The organism is Limnohabitans sp. (genome assembly GCF_040401495.1).
GTDB lineage: Bacteria > Pseudomonadota > Gammaproteobacteria > Burkholderiales > Burkholderiaceae_C > Limnohabitans.
In genome coordinates this window covers 272,085-289,396 of the sequence record NZ_JBBAOI010000001.1, presented here as the reverse complement: position 1 = coordinate 289,396, position 17,312 = coordinate 272,085, and the positions used below count along the sequence as shown (strand labels likewise).

The following is a 17,312-nucleotide window of genomic DNA, read 5'->3' as shown; positions in this document are numbered from 1 at the left end:
TCAGTGCTCCTCAGCAGGTGAATCGGGAACTGCGCGGGTGCGCAGAACGGTGGAGGCGATGCCACTGGCAATGATTAGCCACATGCCCAACCAACCGATGGTGGGTAATTGTTCCTCAAACAAAAACACTCCGTACAGGGCAGCAAACACAATGCCTGCGTATTGCAAATTGGCCACCACCAAGGTTGCGCCACGTGAGTAAGCGCGGGTCAGGCACATTTGCCCCAGCGACGCCAATACCCCGATGGGTAAAAGCCATACCGCATGGTCCCAGTTCCAAGGCGAAACGCCGAGAAACACCATGCCAGTACCGCCGGCAAGTGTGGTGCCCAGGGCGAAATAAAACACCACCCGCACCACAGGTTCACCAGCCCGTCCCAGTGCCATCACATGCATATAAGCGAACGCAGAAACAAAACCCGACATCAAGCCTACCAAGCCGGCAAACACTTGGTCTTGCTCGATGGTGGGTCGCAGCATCATCACCACCCCGACAAAACCGCTGAGTACTGCCAACACCAAAGGGCCTTGGCGGCGCATGTCCACGCTAGAACCCGCGAGGGTGCCCATCAAGGTGCCGCCTACCAAAAAAGCGGCAATCCAGACACTGCTCATGTAGTTCAGTGTCATGGCAGTAGCCAAGGGTAATTTGCCTAAGGCATAAAACCATGCACCCAGCGAAAACACCCCCACCACATTGCGCCAAAAATGCATTAATGGGACAGGTGTGTAAAGTGAGGTGCCAGCAAAACGGGCGAACAATCCCATCATCAAAAGGCTGATGATGCCGCGGTAAAACACCAATTCGCAAGCGTGAAAATAAGCCGAGGCAAATTTGACGCAGACCCCCATGCTGGCCAGAAATGCGGAGGCCAACAGCATCCAAAGCGCTTGCATTTAGTTAGGGGTGTCCATTCTGCGGCGGTACCACTCGTGGAAATGTTGCATCCCGTCCTCCATAGGGCTTTGGTAGGGACCCACTTGATTCTCACCGCGTTGCATCAGTGCCAAGCGACCTTGGTCCATGCGTTCGGCAATTTCATCGTCTTCCACACAGGTTTCCATGTAGGCTGCACGTTGAGCTTGCACAAAGCCGCGCTCGAAAGCGACGATTTCCTCAGGGTAAAAGAACTCCACCACATTCATGGTTTTGCGCGGACCCATGGGGTGCAAGGTAGAGACGGTGAGCACATGGGGGTACCACTCCACCATGATGTGGGGGTAGTAGGTCAGCCAAATGGCGCCATGCTGTGGGACAGAGCCTTGGTTGTAGTGCAGCAAGGCGTTGTGCCAGCGCTCGTAAATGGGGCTACCGGCTTTGCCCAAACGGTTGGCAACACCCACAGTCTGCACCGAGTACTCGTCCTTCAATTCCCATTGCAAATCATCGCAGGTAACAAAGTTGCCAAGCCCTGGGTGGAAGGGGCCGACGTGGTAGTCCTCAAGGTAGACCTCGATGAAGGTTTTCCAGTTGTAGTTGCAGACATGCATTTCGACATGGTCAAGGGCGTAGCCAGTGAAGTCGAGTTCGCTGCGTGGCCCCATACCCGCCAAGTCGGCCAGCACATCGCGGCCATTGGCTTCGAAAAGCAAGCCATTCCATTCTTGTAGAGGGTAGTTTTGCAGGTTCAGGCAAGGGTCTTGCTGAAAATGCGGCGCGCCTAGCAGTTGCCCTTGTCCTGAATATGTCCAGCGGTGCAAAGGGCAGACCACATTACCGCCCATGCTGCGTGTTGGGTCGTTGAGGTTGCCTCTTCCTTTAAGCATCACCGCTTGACGGTGGCGGCAGACGTTAGAGATGAGTTGTATGCCTTGCGGGGTATGCACCAAAGCACGACCCTCATTTTCGTGGGCAAGCGCATGGTAGTCGCCGACCTCAGGCACGGACAAGGCATGACCGACATAACGCGGGCCACGTTTAAACAGGTGTTCGATTTCACGCTGGTACAGCGCTTCATCGAAATAGCTCGACACTGGAAGTTGGCCACAGGCCTGCTGCAGTTGAAGACTTAAATCAGACATGGGCGACCTGACCTAAAGACTCCCCACAGGGAGAGGGATAAAAAACTGGGGGTACCCAGGCGGAAGCGGATTGTAGCCTCGACTTTTAGCAATATTTACAAATTTTCAAGATTAAATCGCCCATCTACAATGGATCGACTCTTATTCAATACAGTGTGGCATGACCAAATCCAAACCCTCTTCTTTGCCTGATGCTGCTGTGCAAGCCCTTCCCGAAAGCTATGAAGCGGGTTTGAAGGAACTGGAGGGCTTGGTGGCGCACATGGAGTCGGGGCAATTGCCTTTGGCGCAATTGCTGCAAACCTACCAACGCGGTGCTTTTTTGTTAAGCCACTGCCGCGCCCAACTGCTGGCAGTGGAAGAACAAATCAAAGTGTTAGAAGCAGGTACCTTGAAACAATGGAGTGGCAGCGAATGAAAGCCTTCAATTACAACCAATGGAGCCAGACCCATTTAGCAGCCATAGAAATGGCCTTGGAAGATGGGGTGCCTGCTTATGCACCTGCAGGCTTGGGGGATGCCATGCGTTACGCAGTGCTCGACGGCGGAAAACGTTTGCGCCCACTTCTGGTTTTGGCGAGCATGGAGGCGAGCGCAGCAGGCCAACAAGTGCCATGGATGGAAGACGCGGCGATGCGTGCAGCGTGCGCGGTGGAGTTGATCCATGCCTACAGTTTGGTGCATGACGACATGCCTTGTATGGACAACGATGTGCTGCGCCGTGGCAAACCTACGGTGCATGTGAAGTTTGGACAGGCGCAGGCTTTGTTGGCCGGCGACGCTTTGCAATCGCTGGCTTTTGAATGCCTGACACCGGACGACAGCGATATTCCAGAAGCTGTTCAGACCAGGCTTTGCGGCTTGCTTGCACGCGGTGCTGGCCACGCAGGCATGGCGGGTGGTCAAGCGATCGATTTGGCGAGTGTGGGTGTGGCTTTAGATGCTGAAGCTTTGCGTCATATGCACCGCTGCAAAACCGGTGCTTTATTGGAAACCAGTGTGCTAATGGGCGCAGTCTGCGGCGACGCGACACCCCGTGCTTACCAAGCCTTGCAAAGTTTTGCCCAAGCCTTGGGCCTGGCGTTTCAGGTGGTGGACGATATCTTGGACGTCACGGCTGATTCGGCGGTGCTGGGTAAAACATCTGGCAAAGATGCAGCCGACAACAAACCCACCTATGTATCGATGCTGGGTTTGGCGGGTGCTCGGCAAGAAGCCAAAGCTTTGGCCGATCAAGCCCAAGCGGCCTTGATCAAAAGCGCTTTACCCAACACACAAGCTTTGCGGGCCTTGGCTGATTGGGTCTTGCACCGCCAACATTGACCATGGATGAAAGGGGTCAAGCATGGCTTTGCTGATACTCGGATTGTTACTGTTCTTAGGGGCGCATTCCACCCGCATCTTTGCTGAAAACTGGCGTCAAGCCACCTTAGAGCGCTTGGGCGAAAAAGCTTACAAAGGGGTTTACACCTTGGTGTCCTTGGTCGGCTTTGGCTTGATGATGTATGGTTTTGATCAGGGGCGTTGGGACAGTCCTGTGCTTTGGTCACCCCCCATATGGGCCAAGCATGGTGCGGCCGTATTGATGTTGCTGTCTTTGGTGTTGTTGGCCTGTGCACATGCACCACGCAATGCTGTCAAGGCCAAGTTGCACCATCCCATGGTGTTATCGGTCAAGGTATGGGCTTTGGCACATTTGCTGGCTAACCCGCGTTTGGCTGATGTGGTGTTGTTTGGCGCTTTTTTGCTTTGGTCGGTGCTTAACTTTCGAGCCGCCCGCAAGCGTGACCGCTTGGCGGCTGCAACTGCGACTGTTGGCGAAGGAAGTGGGGCGCTTGAGCCAGAGGTTTCCTCCGCTGCCACTTGGCGGGCAGTTGGCATAGGCGTGGTGGTTTGGGCAATTTTGTTGTCCCGAGGCCATGCGTGGTTGTTTGGCGTCAGTCCTTTGGGGATGTGAGTCATAGACCCCCTGGGAAACCCTAGGCACATATAAATCCAGATTGACAATTCATAGTGTCATGTTAAATTGACACTGTGGACATTGTCTCGATGGGTCGATGCGATGGTTGCCACGCCAGCTTAAGGGGCTGCCATGAGCATGCAACAACGCATTGAAACCGCGCTAGAACTGCATTTTTCCCATATTCAAGCCATGAGTGCGCCCCCGCGCCTGATGGGGGCCATGCGCCACGCTGTGTTTCCAGGGGGTGCGCGTATTCGCCCGCAGCTGTGTTTGGCAGTTGCCAAAGCCTGTGGTGACGATGCACCAGCGCTCTCAGACGCCGCTGCCGTGGCGATTGAACTCATGCACTGCGCTTCCTTGGTGCACGACGATATGCCGTGTTTTGATGATGCGGACACAAGGCGCGGTCAAATCACAGTGCATAAGCTTTATGGCGAGCCTTTGGCCCTGCTAACAGGCGATGGTCTGATCGTGATGGCTTACCAAGTGATGGCGCGAGCAGGAAGACTTCATCCCGCTCGACTGGCCGACCTGATTTCCACCATCAGCGATGGCGTTGGAGCCCCAGACGGCATCGTCGCAGGACAAGCTTGGGAGTGCGAAACCAAGGTGGCGCTCAGCCAATACCAGCGCGCCAAAACAGGTGCTTTGTTTGTCGCTGCCACTTGCGCTGGCGCACAAGCTGCAGGCGTGGAGACAGCACCTTGGCGTTCTTTGGGGGAAGCGCTGGGTGAAGCCTATCAAGTGGCTGATGACATCCGTGATGTCATGGGTCAAGCCGAGAGTTTGGGTAAGCCTGTTGGCCAAGACGCGCAGCATGGTCGACCCAGTGCCGCAGCCGATTTAGGTTTGGCTGGCGCTTTGGCCTATTTCCATAAATTGATGGATGCCGCGGTGGACGCTGTGCCTGCATGTGCACATCGTCAAGCCATGCAGCAGTTGGTGCGCATGGAGTCCGAGCGCTTGGTGCCGCAGTCGTCTTATGAGCAAATTCAAAGACATGTCGCGGTCACTCAGCACAAAGCCAACGCTTGATCTTGTCTTCCAAAAGTATGAAAAGCCTAGACCTCGCCAAGGGCAGCTTTGCGACTGGGCAGGCTCGTTCGGGTTGGCGCAGCCAGTTTGACAGGTGGGTAGATGGTTGGATGACTTCGCCTGGCTTTTACCGCTGGGCTATTGGCAACCCTATCACCCGATGGGTAACCCGGCGACGTGCAGCACAGTTATTCAATTTGATGGCGGGGTTTGTGCACTCGCAGGTATTGCTGTCATGTGTGCGCTTGCGCCTGCTCGAGAGCTTGCGGGATGGACCTAAATCTCTCCTCGTCTTGGCCAAAGAATGCAAGATGGGTCCAGCAGCCTTGCAACGTCTGTTGCACTCTGCAATTTCTTTGCGCTTATTGGAGATGCGCGGGGCTGACCTCTATGGCTTAGGCGCATTAGGCGCACCCGTCGCAGCCGACGTGGGATTGCGTTTAATGATCGAGCACAACGCTGTTTTATACGAGGACATGCGAGACACAGTGGCTTTGTTGCGCGATGAAATTCAGCCGCACATGCAAGCTTATTGGCCTTACATGAATGGCGACAAACCACCTTCGTGGGAAGCTGAAAAAGTCGCACGTTATTCGGAGCTGATGGCGACCTCGCAGCGTTTTGTGATCGAGGAGCTTTTGGCTTCTTACGATTTTTCGCAACACCGTTGTGTCATGGATGTGGGTGGCGGTAAAGGGGGTTGGGTCTCGGCCTTGGGTCAACACAACGCCCAACTGCAGCTCATGTTGTTTGATTTGCCGCCCGTAGCCGCGCTAGCGCAGGCACGCTTTGAGGCCAACGGCTTGGGCGCTAGAGCCACTGCGCATGGTGGCAGTTTCATCAGCGACGCCTTGCCCAAGGGCGCAGATTTGGTGACCTTGGTGCGTGTGGCGCATGACCATCCCGACGCTACCGTCAAGGCTCTACTCAAGTCCATTTACCAAGCCCTTCCTGCGGGGGGCATGCTGTTATTGGCCGAACCCATGGCCGAGGCCACGGGCGCACATTCCGTGGGAGATGCTTATTTCCACTTTTACTTGCTGGCCATGGGCAGTGGCCGTTTGCGCTCCCCGGCTGAGCTTAAATCTCTGCTGAAAGAGGCTGGTTTCTTGTCTGTGGTGGATATTTCCAACCCCATGCCTTTGCACACCCGCTTGCTGCTGGCGCAGAAAAATTAAGTGTTTTCCCTAGGTGGGCACTAAAAACGTCAATATAAGTTGACACAAATCATTGTCAACCTAAAAATACAAACTATGAAAGCCCAAGCCATCGTTTTTGACGCTCCCCGACAGTTGTCGGTCAAGCAACTTGACTTGCGCGAACCGGGTGCAGATGACCTCGTGGTGGATGTCGCCTACAGCGGCATCAGCACGGGTACCGAGCGCTTGCTTTGGACCGGCACCATGCCAGCTTTCCCAGGTTTGTCTTATCCCTTGGTCCCTGGTTACGAAACGGTCGGCGTGGTCAAACATGCGCCCCCATCGTCTCCTGTGAAAGAGGGTCAGTGGGTGTTTGTGCCGGGCTCTTACACCTTCACAGGCGCACAAAATCTGTTTGGTGGCGCAGGTGCCACCATGGTGGTGCCACACAGCAGAGTTATTCCCGTTGACGAAAGCTTGGGTGCCAATGCAATTTTGTTGGCCTTGGCTGCCACCTCCTACCATGCGGTCTCCATTGGCGGCAAACGTGACCCCATCATTGCGCCCGACCTGATCGTGGGTCACGGCATCATGGGGCGTTTGCTGGCGCGTTTGGTGGTGGCTGCAGGCTTGCCAGCACCTACCGTCTGGGAGACCAATGCCGTCAGACAAGCGGGCGGCCAAGGTTACAAAGTCATCCACCCCGATGAAGACACACGCAAAGATTACCAAGCCATTTACGACGTGAGTGGCGACAGCACTTTGCTCAATGGCTTGATTTCCCGTTTGGCTCACGGTGGCGAGGTGGTGCTGGCTGGTTTTTACACGCAAGATTTGTCTTTTGCCTACACACCGGCATTCATACGGGAAGCACAAATTCGTGTCGCCACCGAGTGGAAGAAACCCGACTTATTAGCCGTCACCGAACTCATTCACAACGGACGCTTGTCCTTGGAGGGTTTGCTGACCCATAGCCAAACGCCTGAAAAAGCTCTTGAAGCGTATGAAGTTGCCTTTGGCGACCCCCACTGTTTGAAGATGGTCATGGACTGGAGAAATTGATGAGTACTGCCAACGAAAAACCTGTTCAATTCGTCGATCGCTTACGCCAAGAGGCGTTTGTTGAACCTGACGCGGTTCACACCGGTGAGGTCACCAAAGAAACCCAAATCATCGCCATTTACGGCAAAGGCGGCATTGGCAAAAGCTTCACGCTGGCCAACCTCAGTTACATGATGGCCCAGCAAGGCAAAAAGGTGTTGCTCATCGGTTGCGACCCTAAGAGTGACACCACCAGTTTGCTGTTTGGTGGCAAGGCCTGTCCCACCATCATCGAGACATCTTCCAAGAAAAAACTCGCTGGTGAAGAGGTCAAGATTGGTGACGTGTGTTTCATTCGAGACGGCGTCTATGCCATGGAACTCGGTGGTCCCGAAGTCGGTCGCGGCTGCGGTGGGCGCGGCATCATCCACGGTTTTGAAACCCTTGAAAAACTCGGTTTCCACGAGTGGGGTTTTGACTTTGTGTTGCTCGACTTTCTTGGCGACGTGGTGTGCGGCGGCTTTGGTTTGCCGATTGCCCGCGACATGTGTCAAAAGGTGATCGTTGTGGCCTCCAACGACTTGCAGTCGCTGTATGTGGCCAACAACGTGTGCAGCGCGGTCGAGTACTTTCGCAAACTCGGTGGCAATGTCGGCGTGGCTGGCATGGTCATCAACAAAGACGACGGCACCGGCGAAGCCCAGGCCTTTGCCACCAATGCAGGCATTCCGGTGTTGGCCGCCATTCCGGCCAACGAAGACATCCGCCGCAAAAGCGCCAGCTACGAAATCATTGGCACACCCGACAGCAACTGGGGCCCCTTGTTTGCAGAGTTGGCACAAAACGTGGCCGACGCGCCACCGGTGCGCCCCAAGCCGCAAACCCAAGACGAGTTGCTCGGCCTGTTCAGCGCCGACGTCACAGGACGCGACTTTGTCATGACGCCCGCCACCGAAGTCGATATGACCGGCAAAACCGTTATCGACCGCCCCACCCTCGAAGTGGTTTACGACGAAGTGTGAATGCCATGAGCGACATCATTCCCATCACCCCCTTGCCCAACGCTGCAGCTGCCAGCGCAGATGGTTTGGGCTGTCATGCGGGGAAAGACCAAATGCTGGATGCGGCGGCTAAAGCGGGCAAGAGCGAAGTACTGGCGCAGTACGCAGCCGACTACCCCAAAGGCCCACATGACCAGCCGCAAAGCATGTGTCCCGCGTTTGGTTCCTTGCGTGTGGGCTTGCGAATGCGCCGTACCGCCACCATCTTGAGCGGCTCGGCTTGTTGCGTGTATGGCCTCACATTCACCTCGCATTTCTATGGTGCACGCCGTACCGTGGGTTACGTGCCATTCAACTCGGAAACCTTGGTCACAGGTAAGTTGTTCGAGGATATCCGCGAAGCGGTTTATGCCCAGGCAGACCCCGAGAAGCTTGACTGCATCGTCATCATTAACCTGTGTGTGCCCACCGCCAGCGGTGTGCCGCTTCAGTTGTTGCCCAAAGAAATCAATGGTGTTCGCATCATTGGTATCGATGTGCCAGGGTTTGGTGTTCCCACCCATGCCGAGGCCAAGGACGTGCTGGCCGGTGCCATGTTGCACTATGCCCGCCAAGAAGCCATGGCTGGCCCAGTTGCCGCACCGCGTCAAGGTAGAAGCGCCAAGCCCACCATCACCTTGCTGGGTGAGATGTTCCCCGCCGACCCCATGATCATTGCGCAAATGATTGCGCCCATGGATTTGGCGGTCGGCACTGTCGCACCCACCCGCGAATGGCGCGAGCTGTATGCGGCACTGGACTGCAAAGCCGTGGCAGCTATCCATCCTTTCTACACCGCAAGCATTCGTGAATTTCAATCGGCAGGCCGCCCCATCGTGGGTTCTGCCCCCGTGGGCATCGAGGGAACCCATGATTGGTTGGGTTCTATAGGCTCGGCTTGCGGGGTAAGCCAAGACAAGATAGACGCAGCCCGCAACCAAACCTTGGGTGCCATGCGCGGGGTTTTGGCCTCGCAAAAAATCAATGGCCGCATCACCCTCAGTGGCTATGAAGGCTCCGAGTTGTTGGTGGCACGATTGCTGATTGAGTGCGGCGCCGACCTGCGCTATGTCGGCAGTGCCTGTCCTGCCACGCCTTGGAACCAACACGATGCCGACTGGTTGAAAGCCAAAGGCGTGCATGTGCAGTTCCGTGCCTCGCTCGAGCAAGATTTGGCCGCCATGCACGAGTTCAAACCCCAGTTGGCCATTGGCACCACACCCGTGGTGCAAGCCGCCAAAGAGCTGTGCATCCCCTCTTTGTACTTCACCAACCTCATTTCTGCACGCCCTTTGATGGGTGTGGCCGGCGCTGGTTCTCTCATCCAAGTGGTCAATGCAGCCATTGGCAACCAAGCCCGTTTTAATGAGATGAAAGCCTTTTTTGGAACGGTGGGTCAAGGCGATGAAGCAGGCGTCTGGGAAGACGTGCCTGTCATGCATCCCGATTTCAAAAAAGAAGTGCGCCGACAGTTCGAGAAAAAGCAGAAAAAACGCAAAGCCGAGGAGATGGGCTGATGTTTGTACTCGACCATGATCGTGCTGGCGGCTATTGGGGTGCGGTGTATGTCTTCACCGCCATCAAGGGTTTGCAAGTTGTCATCGACGGGCCTGTAGGCTGCGAAAACCTGCCCGTCACATCGGTGCTGCATTACACAGACGCTTTGCCCCCGCACGAGTTACCCATTGTGGTGACAGGCTTGGCTGAAGAGCAGTTGGGCCGCGAAGGCACCGAAGGCGCCATGAAACGCGCCCACCAAGTGCTTGACCCCGACTTGCCTGCAGTGGTCGTCACCGGTTCTATTGCCGAAATGATTGGCGGCGGTGTTACACCTGAAGGCACCAACCTGATGCGCTTTTTGCCGCGCACCATTGATGAGGACCAGTGGCAATGCGCCAACCGTGCCATGTACTGGTTGTGGACCGAATACGGCATGAAAAAAGTGCCCAAACGGGTTCGCAAAGAGGGTGAAAAACCTCGGGTGAACATCATTGGGCCTTGCTACGGCACGTTCAACAGCCCCAGCGACTTAGCGGAAATTCGCCGCTTGGTGCAAGGTATTGGCGCTGACATCAACATGGTGTTTCCATTGGGCAGCCATTTGGCCGAGGTATCGCAGTTGGTGGAAGCCGACGTCAATATTTGCATGTACCGCGAATTTGGTCGCATGTTGTGCGAGGCGCTGGACCGTCCTTATTTACAAGCCCCCATAGGCTTGCACAGCACCACCAAGTTTTTGCGCAAGTTGGGTGAATTGCTGGGTCTCGACCCCGAGCCGTTCATACAGCGTGAACGCCACACCACCATCAAGCCAGTGTGGGACTTGTGGCGCTCGGTCACCCAAGATTTTTTCGCAACAGCCAGTTTTGCAGTGGTGGCCACCGACACCTACGCACGCGGCATTCGCAATTTTTTGGAAACTGAAATGGGCATGCCCTGCAAATTTGCAGTGTCTCGGCTCCCAGGTCAAAAAACCGACAACGCTGCGGTGCGCGAACTTGTTCACAAACAAATGCCGCTCATTTTGTTTGGCAGTTACAACGAGCGCATGTACTTGGCGGAGGCGGGTAGCAGTGGCCCCATGAAAGCGTCTTTCATTCCAGCCTCTTTCCCCGGCGCCATCATTCGCCGGCACACGGGTACCCCGTTCATGGGTTACAGCGGTGCCACCTATTTGATCCAAGAGTGTTGCAACTGTCTGTTTGATGCTTTGTTCCACATCCTGCCCTTGGGAACCGATATGGACAAGGTCGACGCCACTTTGGCCCGTGGCATTACCGGCGCTCAAAACAACACACCTTGGGACGATGCGGCGCAGACCCAATTGCATGCTTTAGTGGCTGGCCAACCCGTGCTGGTGCAAATTTCTGCCGCCAAGCGCCTGCGCGATTTGGCCGAGGGCAAGGCGCGTGACAAAGGTGAAGAACTGGTCACCTTGACCCATGTGCAGCAAGCCGGTGCCGAGCTGGGCTTGGGAGAGCCCGCATGACACAGTTTTCTACCCCACACGGTTCAGGCGCTTTTGCGCTGGAACCCTACCCCATGTCGTGGCATCTGCTGCGGCTGCCTAGGTTGCGCAGGTTGGGCGCAGCGTTGGCCTTGCGGCCATTTTGTTGAAGGAGCATCGCATGTCAAACCATCCGAATTCCATATCCGGACTGACTGACGAAGAGGCTCAGGAGTTCCACCATTACTGGATTCAGGGAACCGTTGGCTTCACAGCTGTTGCTGTGGTGGCTCACATCCTGGTCTGGGCATGGCGGCCCTGGTTCGTCTGAGGTAGATTTTTTTTCACCGAACGGAGTTAAACCATGATTTCTCATACTTCTCATGTCAGCCATAAGCCTCACGGCTTGGACGACAAGATTGCGTTTGTTCTGATCTTTGTGCCTTGTTTTGTTGTGCTTTTATCTTTTGCGGTTTTTGGCCAACTGGTCGGACTGCAATGGAAGAGTTGGCTGCCTGGCGCGGAGAACATGACCAATGTCTTTGGGGGTGTGAAGGCATCGGTTTATACGTTCATGTCCCACATCATTTAGGAGAACCATTATGTGGAGAGTTTGGAGACTTTACGACCCATTGCGTGCAATGGTCGTCCAAGGTATTTTTCTGTTTGGTTTGGCAGCGATGATTCACCTCATTTTGCTCAGCACCAACAAATTCAACTGGCTCGACGGCGCAAAGAAACCCGCAGCAGCATCGGCACAAAATTCGCCTATGCCCGCCGCAGTTCCTGCAGCAAAGTCCTGAAATTTGGCAGTACCGCAGGTGCTGCCAAGTCCGAAAAGACTTTCAGCATCTGCAATTTAATTTTTTCTTTTCATCCATCACTTGCGGCAGGAGGGCTTAAACATGGCCATGCTCAGCTTTGAAAAAAAATACCGAGTGCGCGGCGGAACGCTGCTTGCAGGTGACTTGTTCGATTTTTGGATAGGTCCGTTTTATGTCGGTTTCTTCGGCATCACGACCATCTTCTTCTCATTTCTTGGTACGGCCATGATTTTGTGGGGCGCAGCGCTTGGCCCCACTTGGAATTTATGGCAAATCAGTATTGCCCCCCCCGATCTGTCTTACGGTTTGCGTTTTGCGCCTTTGCAAGAGGGGGGCTTGTGGCAAATCATCACCGTTTGCGCCCTAGGTGCTTTCGTTTCATGGCTGTTGCGCGAAGTTGAAATTTGCCGCAAATTGGGCATGGGCTTTCATGTTCCCTTTATGTTTGGCGTGGCGATTTTGGCTTACTTCACCCTGAATGTAGTGCGACCTGTTTTGATGGGTGGCTGGGGTCACGGTTTTCCTTACGGTATTTACAGCCACCTCGATTGGGTGTCCAACGTCGGCTATCAATACCTGCACTTTCACTACAACCCCGCACACATGTTGGCGGTGAGTTTTTTCTTTGCGACGACCTTGGCTTTGTCCTTGCATGGTGCTTTGATTTTGTCTGCCACCAACCCAGGTGCAGGCCAAGTGGTCAAGACGCCTGAGCATGAAGACACGTTTTTCCGCGACATCATTGGTTATTCCATTGGCACCTTGGGTATCCATCGTTTAGGGGTATTTTTGGCCTTGGCTGCGGTGTTGTTCAGTGCGCTTTGTATTGTTATCAGCGGACCCTTCTGGAGTCGCGGGTGGCCTGAATGGTGGGGCTGGTGGTTAAACCTGCCGATTTGGTCTCAGTGGCCTTAATGGAAAAAGAGGAGCACACACATGGCTGACTATCTCAATCTTTTCACCACCGTACAGGCCAGTGGCCCGGTGCATCATGGTGTGGGCTTAGGCCCAGACAACAGTCCACGTACTGGTCATCCTGCGATCTATTGGATCTTGGGCAAGATAGGTAACGCGCAACTTGGTCCCATTTATTTGGGCGGCTTGGGACTGGCTTCGCTGATCTGCGGCTTAATTGCTTTCAACATTATTGGCATGAACATGTTGGCCTCGGTCAATTACGACCCAATACAGTTTGTGCGCCAACTGTTTTGGCTGGCCTTAGAGCCACCCCCCCCACAGTACGGCTTATCGTGGCCACCTTTGAACCAAGGCGGATGGTTTCTCATTTGCGGTATTTTCTTAAGCGCTTCGGTGTTGTTGTGGTGGGCGCGAGTTTACCGCCGCGCCATACAACTTGGCTTGGGCACACATGTGGCTTGGGCTTTTGCTGCAGCTTTGTGGCTGATGTTTGTCTTGGGCTTTTTCCGCCCCATTCTCATGGGCTCTTGGGGTGAGGCCGTGCCTTATGGCATCTTCCCTCACCTTGATTGGACGGCAGCTTTATCTATTCGTTATGGCAACCTTTTCTACAACCCCTTCCACGCCTTGAGTATTGTGTTCTTGTATGGCTCGGTGCTGCTGTTTGCCATGCATGGTGCCACCATATTGGCGGTGACACGTTTTGGTGGTGAACGAGAAATTGAACAAATCGTCGATCGCGGAACCGCTTCTGAGCGTGCAGCCCTTTTTTGGCGCTGGACCATGGGCTTTAACGCCACCATGGAATCCATCCATCGCTGGGCGTGGTGGTTTGCGGTTTTGTGTCCCATCACAGGTGGCATCGGTATTTTGCTGACAGGCACTGTGGTGGACAACTGGTATTTGTGGGCCATCAAACATGGCGTTGCACCGGCCTATCCCAATGTTTTCCCTCCGGTCATTGATCCAGCCCTGAGTTTGGGAGTAAAACCATGAAGTCCCTTCCCTTTATACGACGCTTGGCGGCTTACGCTGCTGGCCTGTCTGCGGTCTTGTTGCTCACCGCTTGTGAGCGACCTTTTCAAGACAGTGTTCAACATGGCTACCGTGGTACCGGCATGGTGCAGGTCTACAACCCTCGCATGTTGGCTGTGAAAACAGAGGCGAATCAAGCACCAGTAGCCTTGCCTGCAGCCTCAGGTGAGGGCCCTAAGGCAGCGCAAGCCTACAAAAATGTCAAGGTCTTGGGCGACTTAAGCGTTGCACAGTTCAACCGTCTCATGGTCTCCATGACTGCATGGGTGTCGCCCAATGAAGGCGGTTGCGTCTACTGCCATAACCCTGCCAATTTTGCAGAGGATGAGAAATACACCAAGGTGGTGGCGCGTCGCATGTTGCAGATGACTCAGTACATCAACAGTGAATGGAAACCCCACGTTGCGCAAACAGGCGTGACTTGCTACACCTGTCACCGTGGACAACCTGTTCCCAATGCCGTTTGGTTTACCGCCAACCACCAGCCCTACGGTTCTAACTTCATGGGTGACAAAGCCGGACAAAACGAACCTGCAAGGGTGGTGAATTTGTCTTCTTTGCCCAATGACCCGTTCACGCCGTTTTTGCTTGGCGATCTCAACATTCGTGTCAATGGCCCCACCGCATTGCCTTCGGGTAACCGTCAGTCCACCAAGCAAACCGAATGGACCTATGGTTTGATGTCGCATATGTCAGAGTCTTTGGGCGTGAACTGTACCTATTGTCACAACTCACGATCATTCCAGAGCTGGGAAAACAGTCCACCACAACGGGCCACGGCATGGCATGGCATACGCATGGCGCGTGACCTGAACAAGGGCTATTTGGAACCGCTGACCGCTACTTTCCCTGAGCATCGCAAGGGTGAGTTGGGTGACGTGGCCAAAGTCAACTGTGCCACCTGCCACCAAGGCGCCTACAAACCCCTCAACGGCGCACCCATGCTCAAAGACTATCCCGAATTGGCTGCGCCCTCGGGCAAACCCGCCCAAGTGGCAGCCAATTAATTCCGCCCACCAGCAGTCAACCCCAACGGCATGAGACACCCATGGTCAATCAAGATCCCGTGTCTTTTGCTGTCTCGGGGGTGGTTGTGGTTATTTTGGTGGATTACTTAAGAGCTCACCAAGGCTGGGGTTGGTTGCGATTGGTTCAAGGCGCTTCTGCGTTCAAAGACACCCCTGGATTGCTTTTCACCAAAGTCATGGGCAGTGGCCACCAAGGTGGTTTCAGCTTACGACCCAGTGCTTCTCATCAAGGCTTGATTTGTGTGTTTGACCATGCAGACCATGCAGACCAATTTTTAGAAGGCCCTTGGTTGGCGGCTTACCAAGAGCGAGCCAAGCAATGCCAAGCCAGTTTATTGGCCATCACATCTTGCAAAGGCGCATGGGATGGGCGTGCTTTTGAGGTCACGCCTGTCGACAAGCTGGGTCACTATGCCTTTGAACCCCACAATCCTGCCATGGCCGCCATCACCAGAGCCAGCATTCGCCCTGCTAAAGCAGTGGCGTTTTGGCGCTATGCACCTGCGGCACAGGCCGATTTAAGTCAGGCACCAGGTTGCTCTGTGGCCATGGGCTTGGGTGAAGCGCCGCTGGTTCGTCAATGCACCTTCAGCGTGTGGCGTGACACCCAAGCCATGCTCGACTATGCCCACACGGGAGCCCACCAACAGGCTATTGCGGCTGCCTACAAAAATGATTTTTTCTCCGAGTCAATGTTTGTGAGGATGCGCTTGCTGCGCACTGTGGGTGAGTGGGTCATGCCTCAAGAGGTGGTGGCGCATGGCTGAACACAAAGTGGTCGTGGTCGGCGCTGGCATGGCAGGCTTGGTCAGCGCTTTGCAACTGGCAGCGCAGGGTTTGTCGGTGACTGTCGTTGACAAGGCAGATCAAGTCGGCGGAAAAATGCGACAACTCATGCCTAACGGGGTTGCTGTCGACAGTGGCCCCACGGTGTTCACCATGCGCTGGGTGTTTGACCAGATCATGGCCTCGGTAGGAACACGCTTGGAGAGTGAATTGACTGTCCAGCGCTTAGATGTCTTGGCTCGCCACTTTTGGGAGGACGGTTCGCAACTCGATTTGTACGCAGATCCGCAAAGATCGGTGGATGCAGTGGCGCGTTTTGCCGGTCCTGAGCAAGCCAAGCATTTCGTGGAGTTTTGCAAAACCACCCGTGCGGTCTATGACGCCTTGGAGGGGCCTTTCATCCGTTCACCATCTCCCACCATGGCGCAGCTGATGTCGGGATTGGGTCCGCGTGGTTTGGCTACCCTCGCATCGGTGGGTCCCATGCGCACCTTATGGGAGAGTTTGGGCAAACATTTCACCGATCCCCGCATGCGTCAACTGTTTGCCCGCTATGCCACTTATTGCGGTTCCTCGCCATGGCAAGCACCTGCCACCTTGATGCTGATTGCGCAAGTAGAAATGGACGGCGTGTGGGCGGTAAAAGGGGGCATGCATGCTCTGGCGCAATGTCTGCAGCGTTTGGGACAAGCCAGAGGTGTGCGATTCCTCTTGGGCCAAGAATGCGAGCGCATAGAACTTTCACAAGGCCGCGTCTCCGGTGTGCGTTTGCAAAGTGGCGACAGCTTGCAAGCAGACAGCGTGATTTTCAACGGCGACATTGCCGCTTTGCGCCAAGGCTTACTCGGGCCTGGTGTCAAAGCAGCTGTAGCGGGTAAAAAACAAGCTCGCTCCCTGTCTGCCGTCACATGGTCTATGCACACGGTCACATCTGGCGTGGCCTTAGACAGACACAATGTTTTCTTCAGATCCGATTACAAACAAGAGTTTGAAGCTATTTTTGAGCAGGGGCGCTTGCCAGCGCAACCCACAGTTTATGTGTGCGCCCAAGACCGTGGAACAGGCGAATCAGTGAATGGGGCTGAACGCTTGCTGTGTTTGGTCAATGCACCTGCCAATGGCGACAAGCGCAGTTTCACTCCCCAAGAATTGGCCGATTGCACCGCCAGCAGCCAAGACCTGTTGTCGCGTTGTGGCTTGTCATTACAGTTGGAGCTTTCTTCATCATGCATTCGCACCACACCTCAGGACTTTCACCAGCTGTTCCCAGCCACGGGCGGGGCCTTGTATGGCCAAGCCACACATGGATGGATGGCGGCGTTCGCCCGTTCGAACGCCAAGGCACAAGTACCGGGTCTGTACTTGGCGGGGGGCAGCGTGCATCCGGGGCCGGGGGTGCCGATGGCGGCCATGTCGGGCCAACTGGCGGCCGCGGCGCTGATGGACAACCTAGGTTTGACCAAATCGTCCCCCCAACGGGCTACCTCTGGTGGTACCTTGACGCATTAAGCGACGATGGCCAACATGGCCTGAC

The 17,312-nt window shown here is 55.0% G+C and carries 20 protein-coding genes; 18 read left to right on the top strand and 2 right to left on the bottom strand.

Annotated elements, in window-relative coordinates; genetic code table 11:
* The gene (locus AC9UEO_RS01480; protein ID WP_509528940.1) at positions 1-897 is read right to left on the bottom strand and encodes a DMT family transporter; all 897 of its coding nucleotides are present in this window, start codon (positions 895-897) and stop codon (positions 1-3) included.
* Positions 898-2,022 (bottom strand): aromatic ring-hydroxylating oxygenase subunit alpha, encoded by a 1,125-nt coding sequence (locus AC9UEO_RS01475; RefSeq protein WP_509528937.1) that lies wholly within the window; start codon positions 2,020-2,022, stop codon positions 898-900.
* A 160-nt stretch (positions 2,023-2,182) separates the two neighbouring features.
* Between AC9UEO_RS01475 and xseB the strand changes: the two genes are divergently transcribed.
* The 18 genes from xseB (at position 2,183) to crtD (ending at position 17,287) form a co-directional block, all read left to right on the top strand.
* Positions 2,183-2,440, top strand: coding sequence for an exodeoxyribonuclease VII small subunit (gene xseB, locus AC9UEO_RS01470; protein ID WP_509528934.1), 258 nt, complete (start codon positions 2,183-2,185; stop codon positions 2,438-2,440).
* On the top strand, positions 2,437-3,345 hold the full coding sequence (locus tag AC9UEO_RS01465; RefSeq protein ID WP_509528931.1) for a polyprenyl synthetase family protein: 909 nt from the start codon (positions 2,437-2,439) through the stop codon (positions 3,343-3,345). The genes xseB and AC9UEO_RS01465 overlap by 4 nt, the downstream gene beginning before the upstream one ends.
* Before the next feature lie 22 nt (positions 3,346-3,367).
* Positions 3,368-3,979, top strand: a complete 612-nt coding sequence (locus tag AC9UEO_RS01460) for an NnrU family protein (protein ID WP_509528929.1) — start codon at positions 3,368-3,370, stop codon at positions 3,977-3,979.
* Positions 3,980-4,114: 135 nt separating this feature from the next.
* The gene (locus AC9UEO_RS01455) at positions 4,115-5,020 is read left to right on the top strand and encodes a polyprenyl synthetase family protein (RefSeq protein WP_509528927.1); all 906 of its coding nucleotides are present in this window, start codon (positions 4,115-4,117) and stop codon (positions 5,018-5,020) included.
* 2 nt (positions 5,021-5,022) lie between these two features.
* Positions 5,023-6,198: a methyltransferase gene (locus AC9UEO_RS01450; RefSeq protein WP_509528925.1), complete on the top strand. Its 1,176-nt coding sequence runs from the start codon at positions 5,023-5,025 to the stop codon at positions 6,196-6,198.
* A gap of 75 nt (positions 6,199-6,273) precedes the next feature.
* Entirely contained in the window at positions 6,274-7,221 is a 948-nt protein-coding gene (gene bchC, locus AC9UEO_RS01445; RefSeq protein ID WP_509528922.1) for a chlorophyll synthesis pathway protein BchC, read from the top strand.
* On the top strand, positions 7,221-8,222 hold the full coding sequence (locus AC9UEO_RS01440) for a chlorophyllide a reductase iron protein subunit X (protein WP_509528919.1): 1,002 nt from the start codon (positions 7,221-7,223) through the stop codon (positions 8,220-8,222). Before bchC ends, AC9UEO_RS01440 begins: the two co-directional genes overlap by 1 nt.
* 5 nt (positions 8,223-8,227) lie before the next feature.
* A complete protein-coding gene (gene bchY, locus AC9UEO_RS01435) occupies positions 8,228-9,757 on the top strand; it encodes a chlorophyllide a reductase subunit Y (RefSeq protein WP_509528916.1) in 1,530 nt (509 codons plus the stop codon).
* Entirely contained in the window at positions 9,757-11,229 is a 1,473-nt protein-coding gene (gene bchZ / locus AC9UEO_RS01430) for a chlorophyllide a reductase subunit Z (protein ID WP_509528913.1), read from the top strand. The genes bchY and bchZ overlap by 1 nt, the downstream gene beginning before the upstream one ends.
* A complete protein-coding gene (locus AC9UEO_RS01425; protein ID WP_509528910.1) occupies positions 11,226-11,357 on the top strand; it encodes a hypothetical protein in 132 nt (43 codons plus the stop codon). Before bchZ ends, AC9UEO_RS01425 begins: the two co-directional genes overlap by 4 nt.
* An 11-nt stretch (positions 11,358-11,368) precedes the next feature.
* A complete protein-coding gene (gene pufB / locus AC9UEO_RS01420; RefSeq protein WP_509528907.1) occupies positions 11,369-11,518 on the top strand; it encodes a light-harvesting antenna LH1, beta subunit in 150 nt (49 codons plus the stop codon).
* Positions 11,519-11,551: 33 nt separating this feature from the next.
* Positions 11,552-11,779 (top strand): hypothetical protein, encoded by a 228-nt coding sequence (locus AC9UEO_RS01415; RefSeq protein WP_509528905.1) that lies wholly within the window; start codon positions 11,552-11,554, stop codon positions 11,777-11,779.
* 10 nt (positions 11,780-11,789) lie between these two features.
* A complete protein-coding gene (gene pufA / locus AC9UEO_RS01410; protein ID WP_509528902.1) occupies positions 11,790-11,990 on the top strand; it encodes a light-harvesting antenna LH1, alpha subunit in 201 nt (66 codons plus the stop codon).
* Between the two features lie 102 nt (positions 11,991-12,092).
* Positions 12,093-12,926, top strand: a complete 834-nt coding sequence (gene pufL, locus AC9UEO_RS01405) for a photosynthetic reaction center subunit L (protein ID WP_509528900.1) — start codon at positions 12,093-12,095, stop codon at positions 12,924-12,926.
* A gap of 21 nt (positions 12,927-12,947) precedes the next feature.
* Positions 12,948-13,925, top strand: a complete 978-nt coding sequence (gene pufM, locus AC9UEO_RS01400; RefSeq protein ID WP_509528897.1) for a photosynthetic reaction center subunit M — start codon at positions 12,948-12,950, stop codon at positions 13,923-13,925.
* Positions 13,922-14,971 (top strand): photosynthetic reaction center cytochrome PufC, encoded by a 1,050-nt coding sequence (pufC, locus tag AC9UEO_RS01395; RefSeq protein WP_509528895.1) that lies wholly within the window; start codon positions 13,922-13,924, stop codon positions 14,969-14,971. Before pufM ends, pufC begins: the two co-directional genes overlap by 4 nt.
* 41 nt (positions 14,972-15,012) lie before the next feature.
* Positions 15,013-15,759: a hypothetical protein gene (locus tag AC9UEO_RS01390; protein ID WP_509528893.1), complete on the top strand. Its 747-nt coding sequence runs from the start codon at positions 15,013-15,015 to the stop codon at positions 15,757-15,759.
* Positions 15,752-17,287, top strand: a complete 1,536-nt coding sequence (gene crtD / locus AC9UEO_RS01385) for a 1-hydroxycarotenoid 3,4-desaturase CrtD (RefSeq protein ID WP_509528891.1) — start codon at positions 15,752-15,754, stop codon at positions 17,285-17,287. Before AC9UEO_RS01390 ends, crtD begins: the two co-directional genes overlap by 8 nt.
* Positions 17,288-17,312 lie beyond the last annotated feature (25 nt).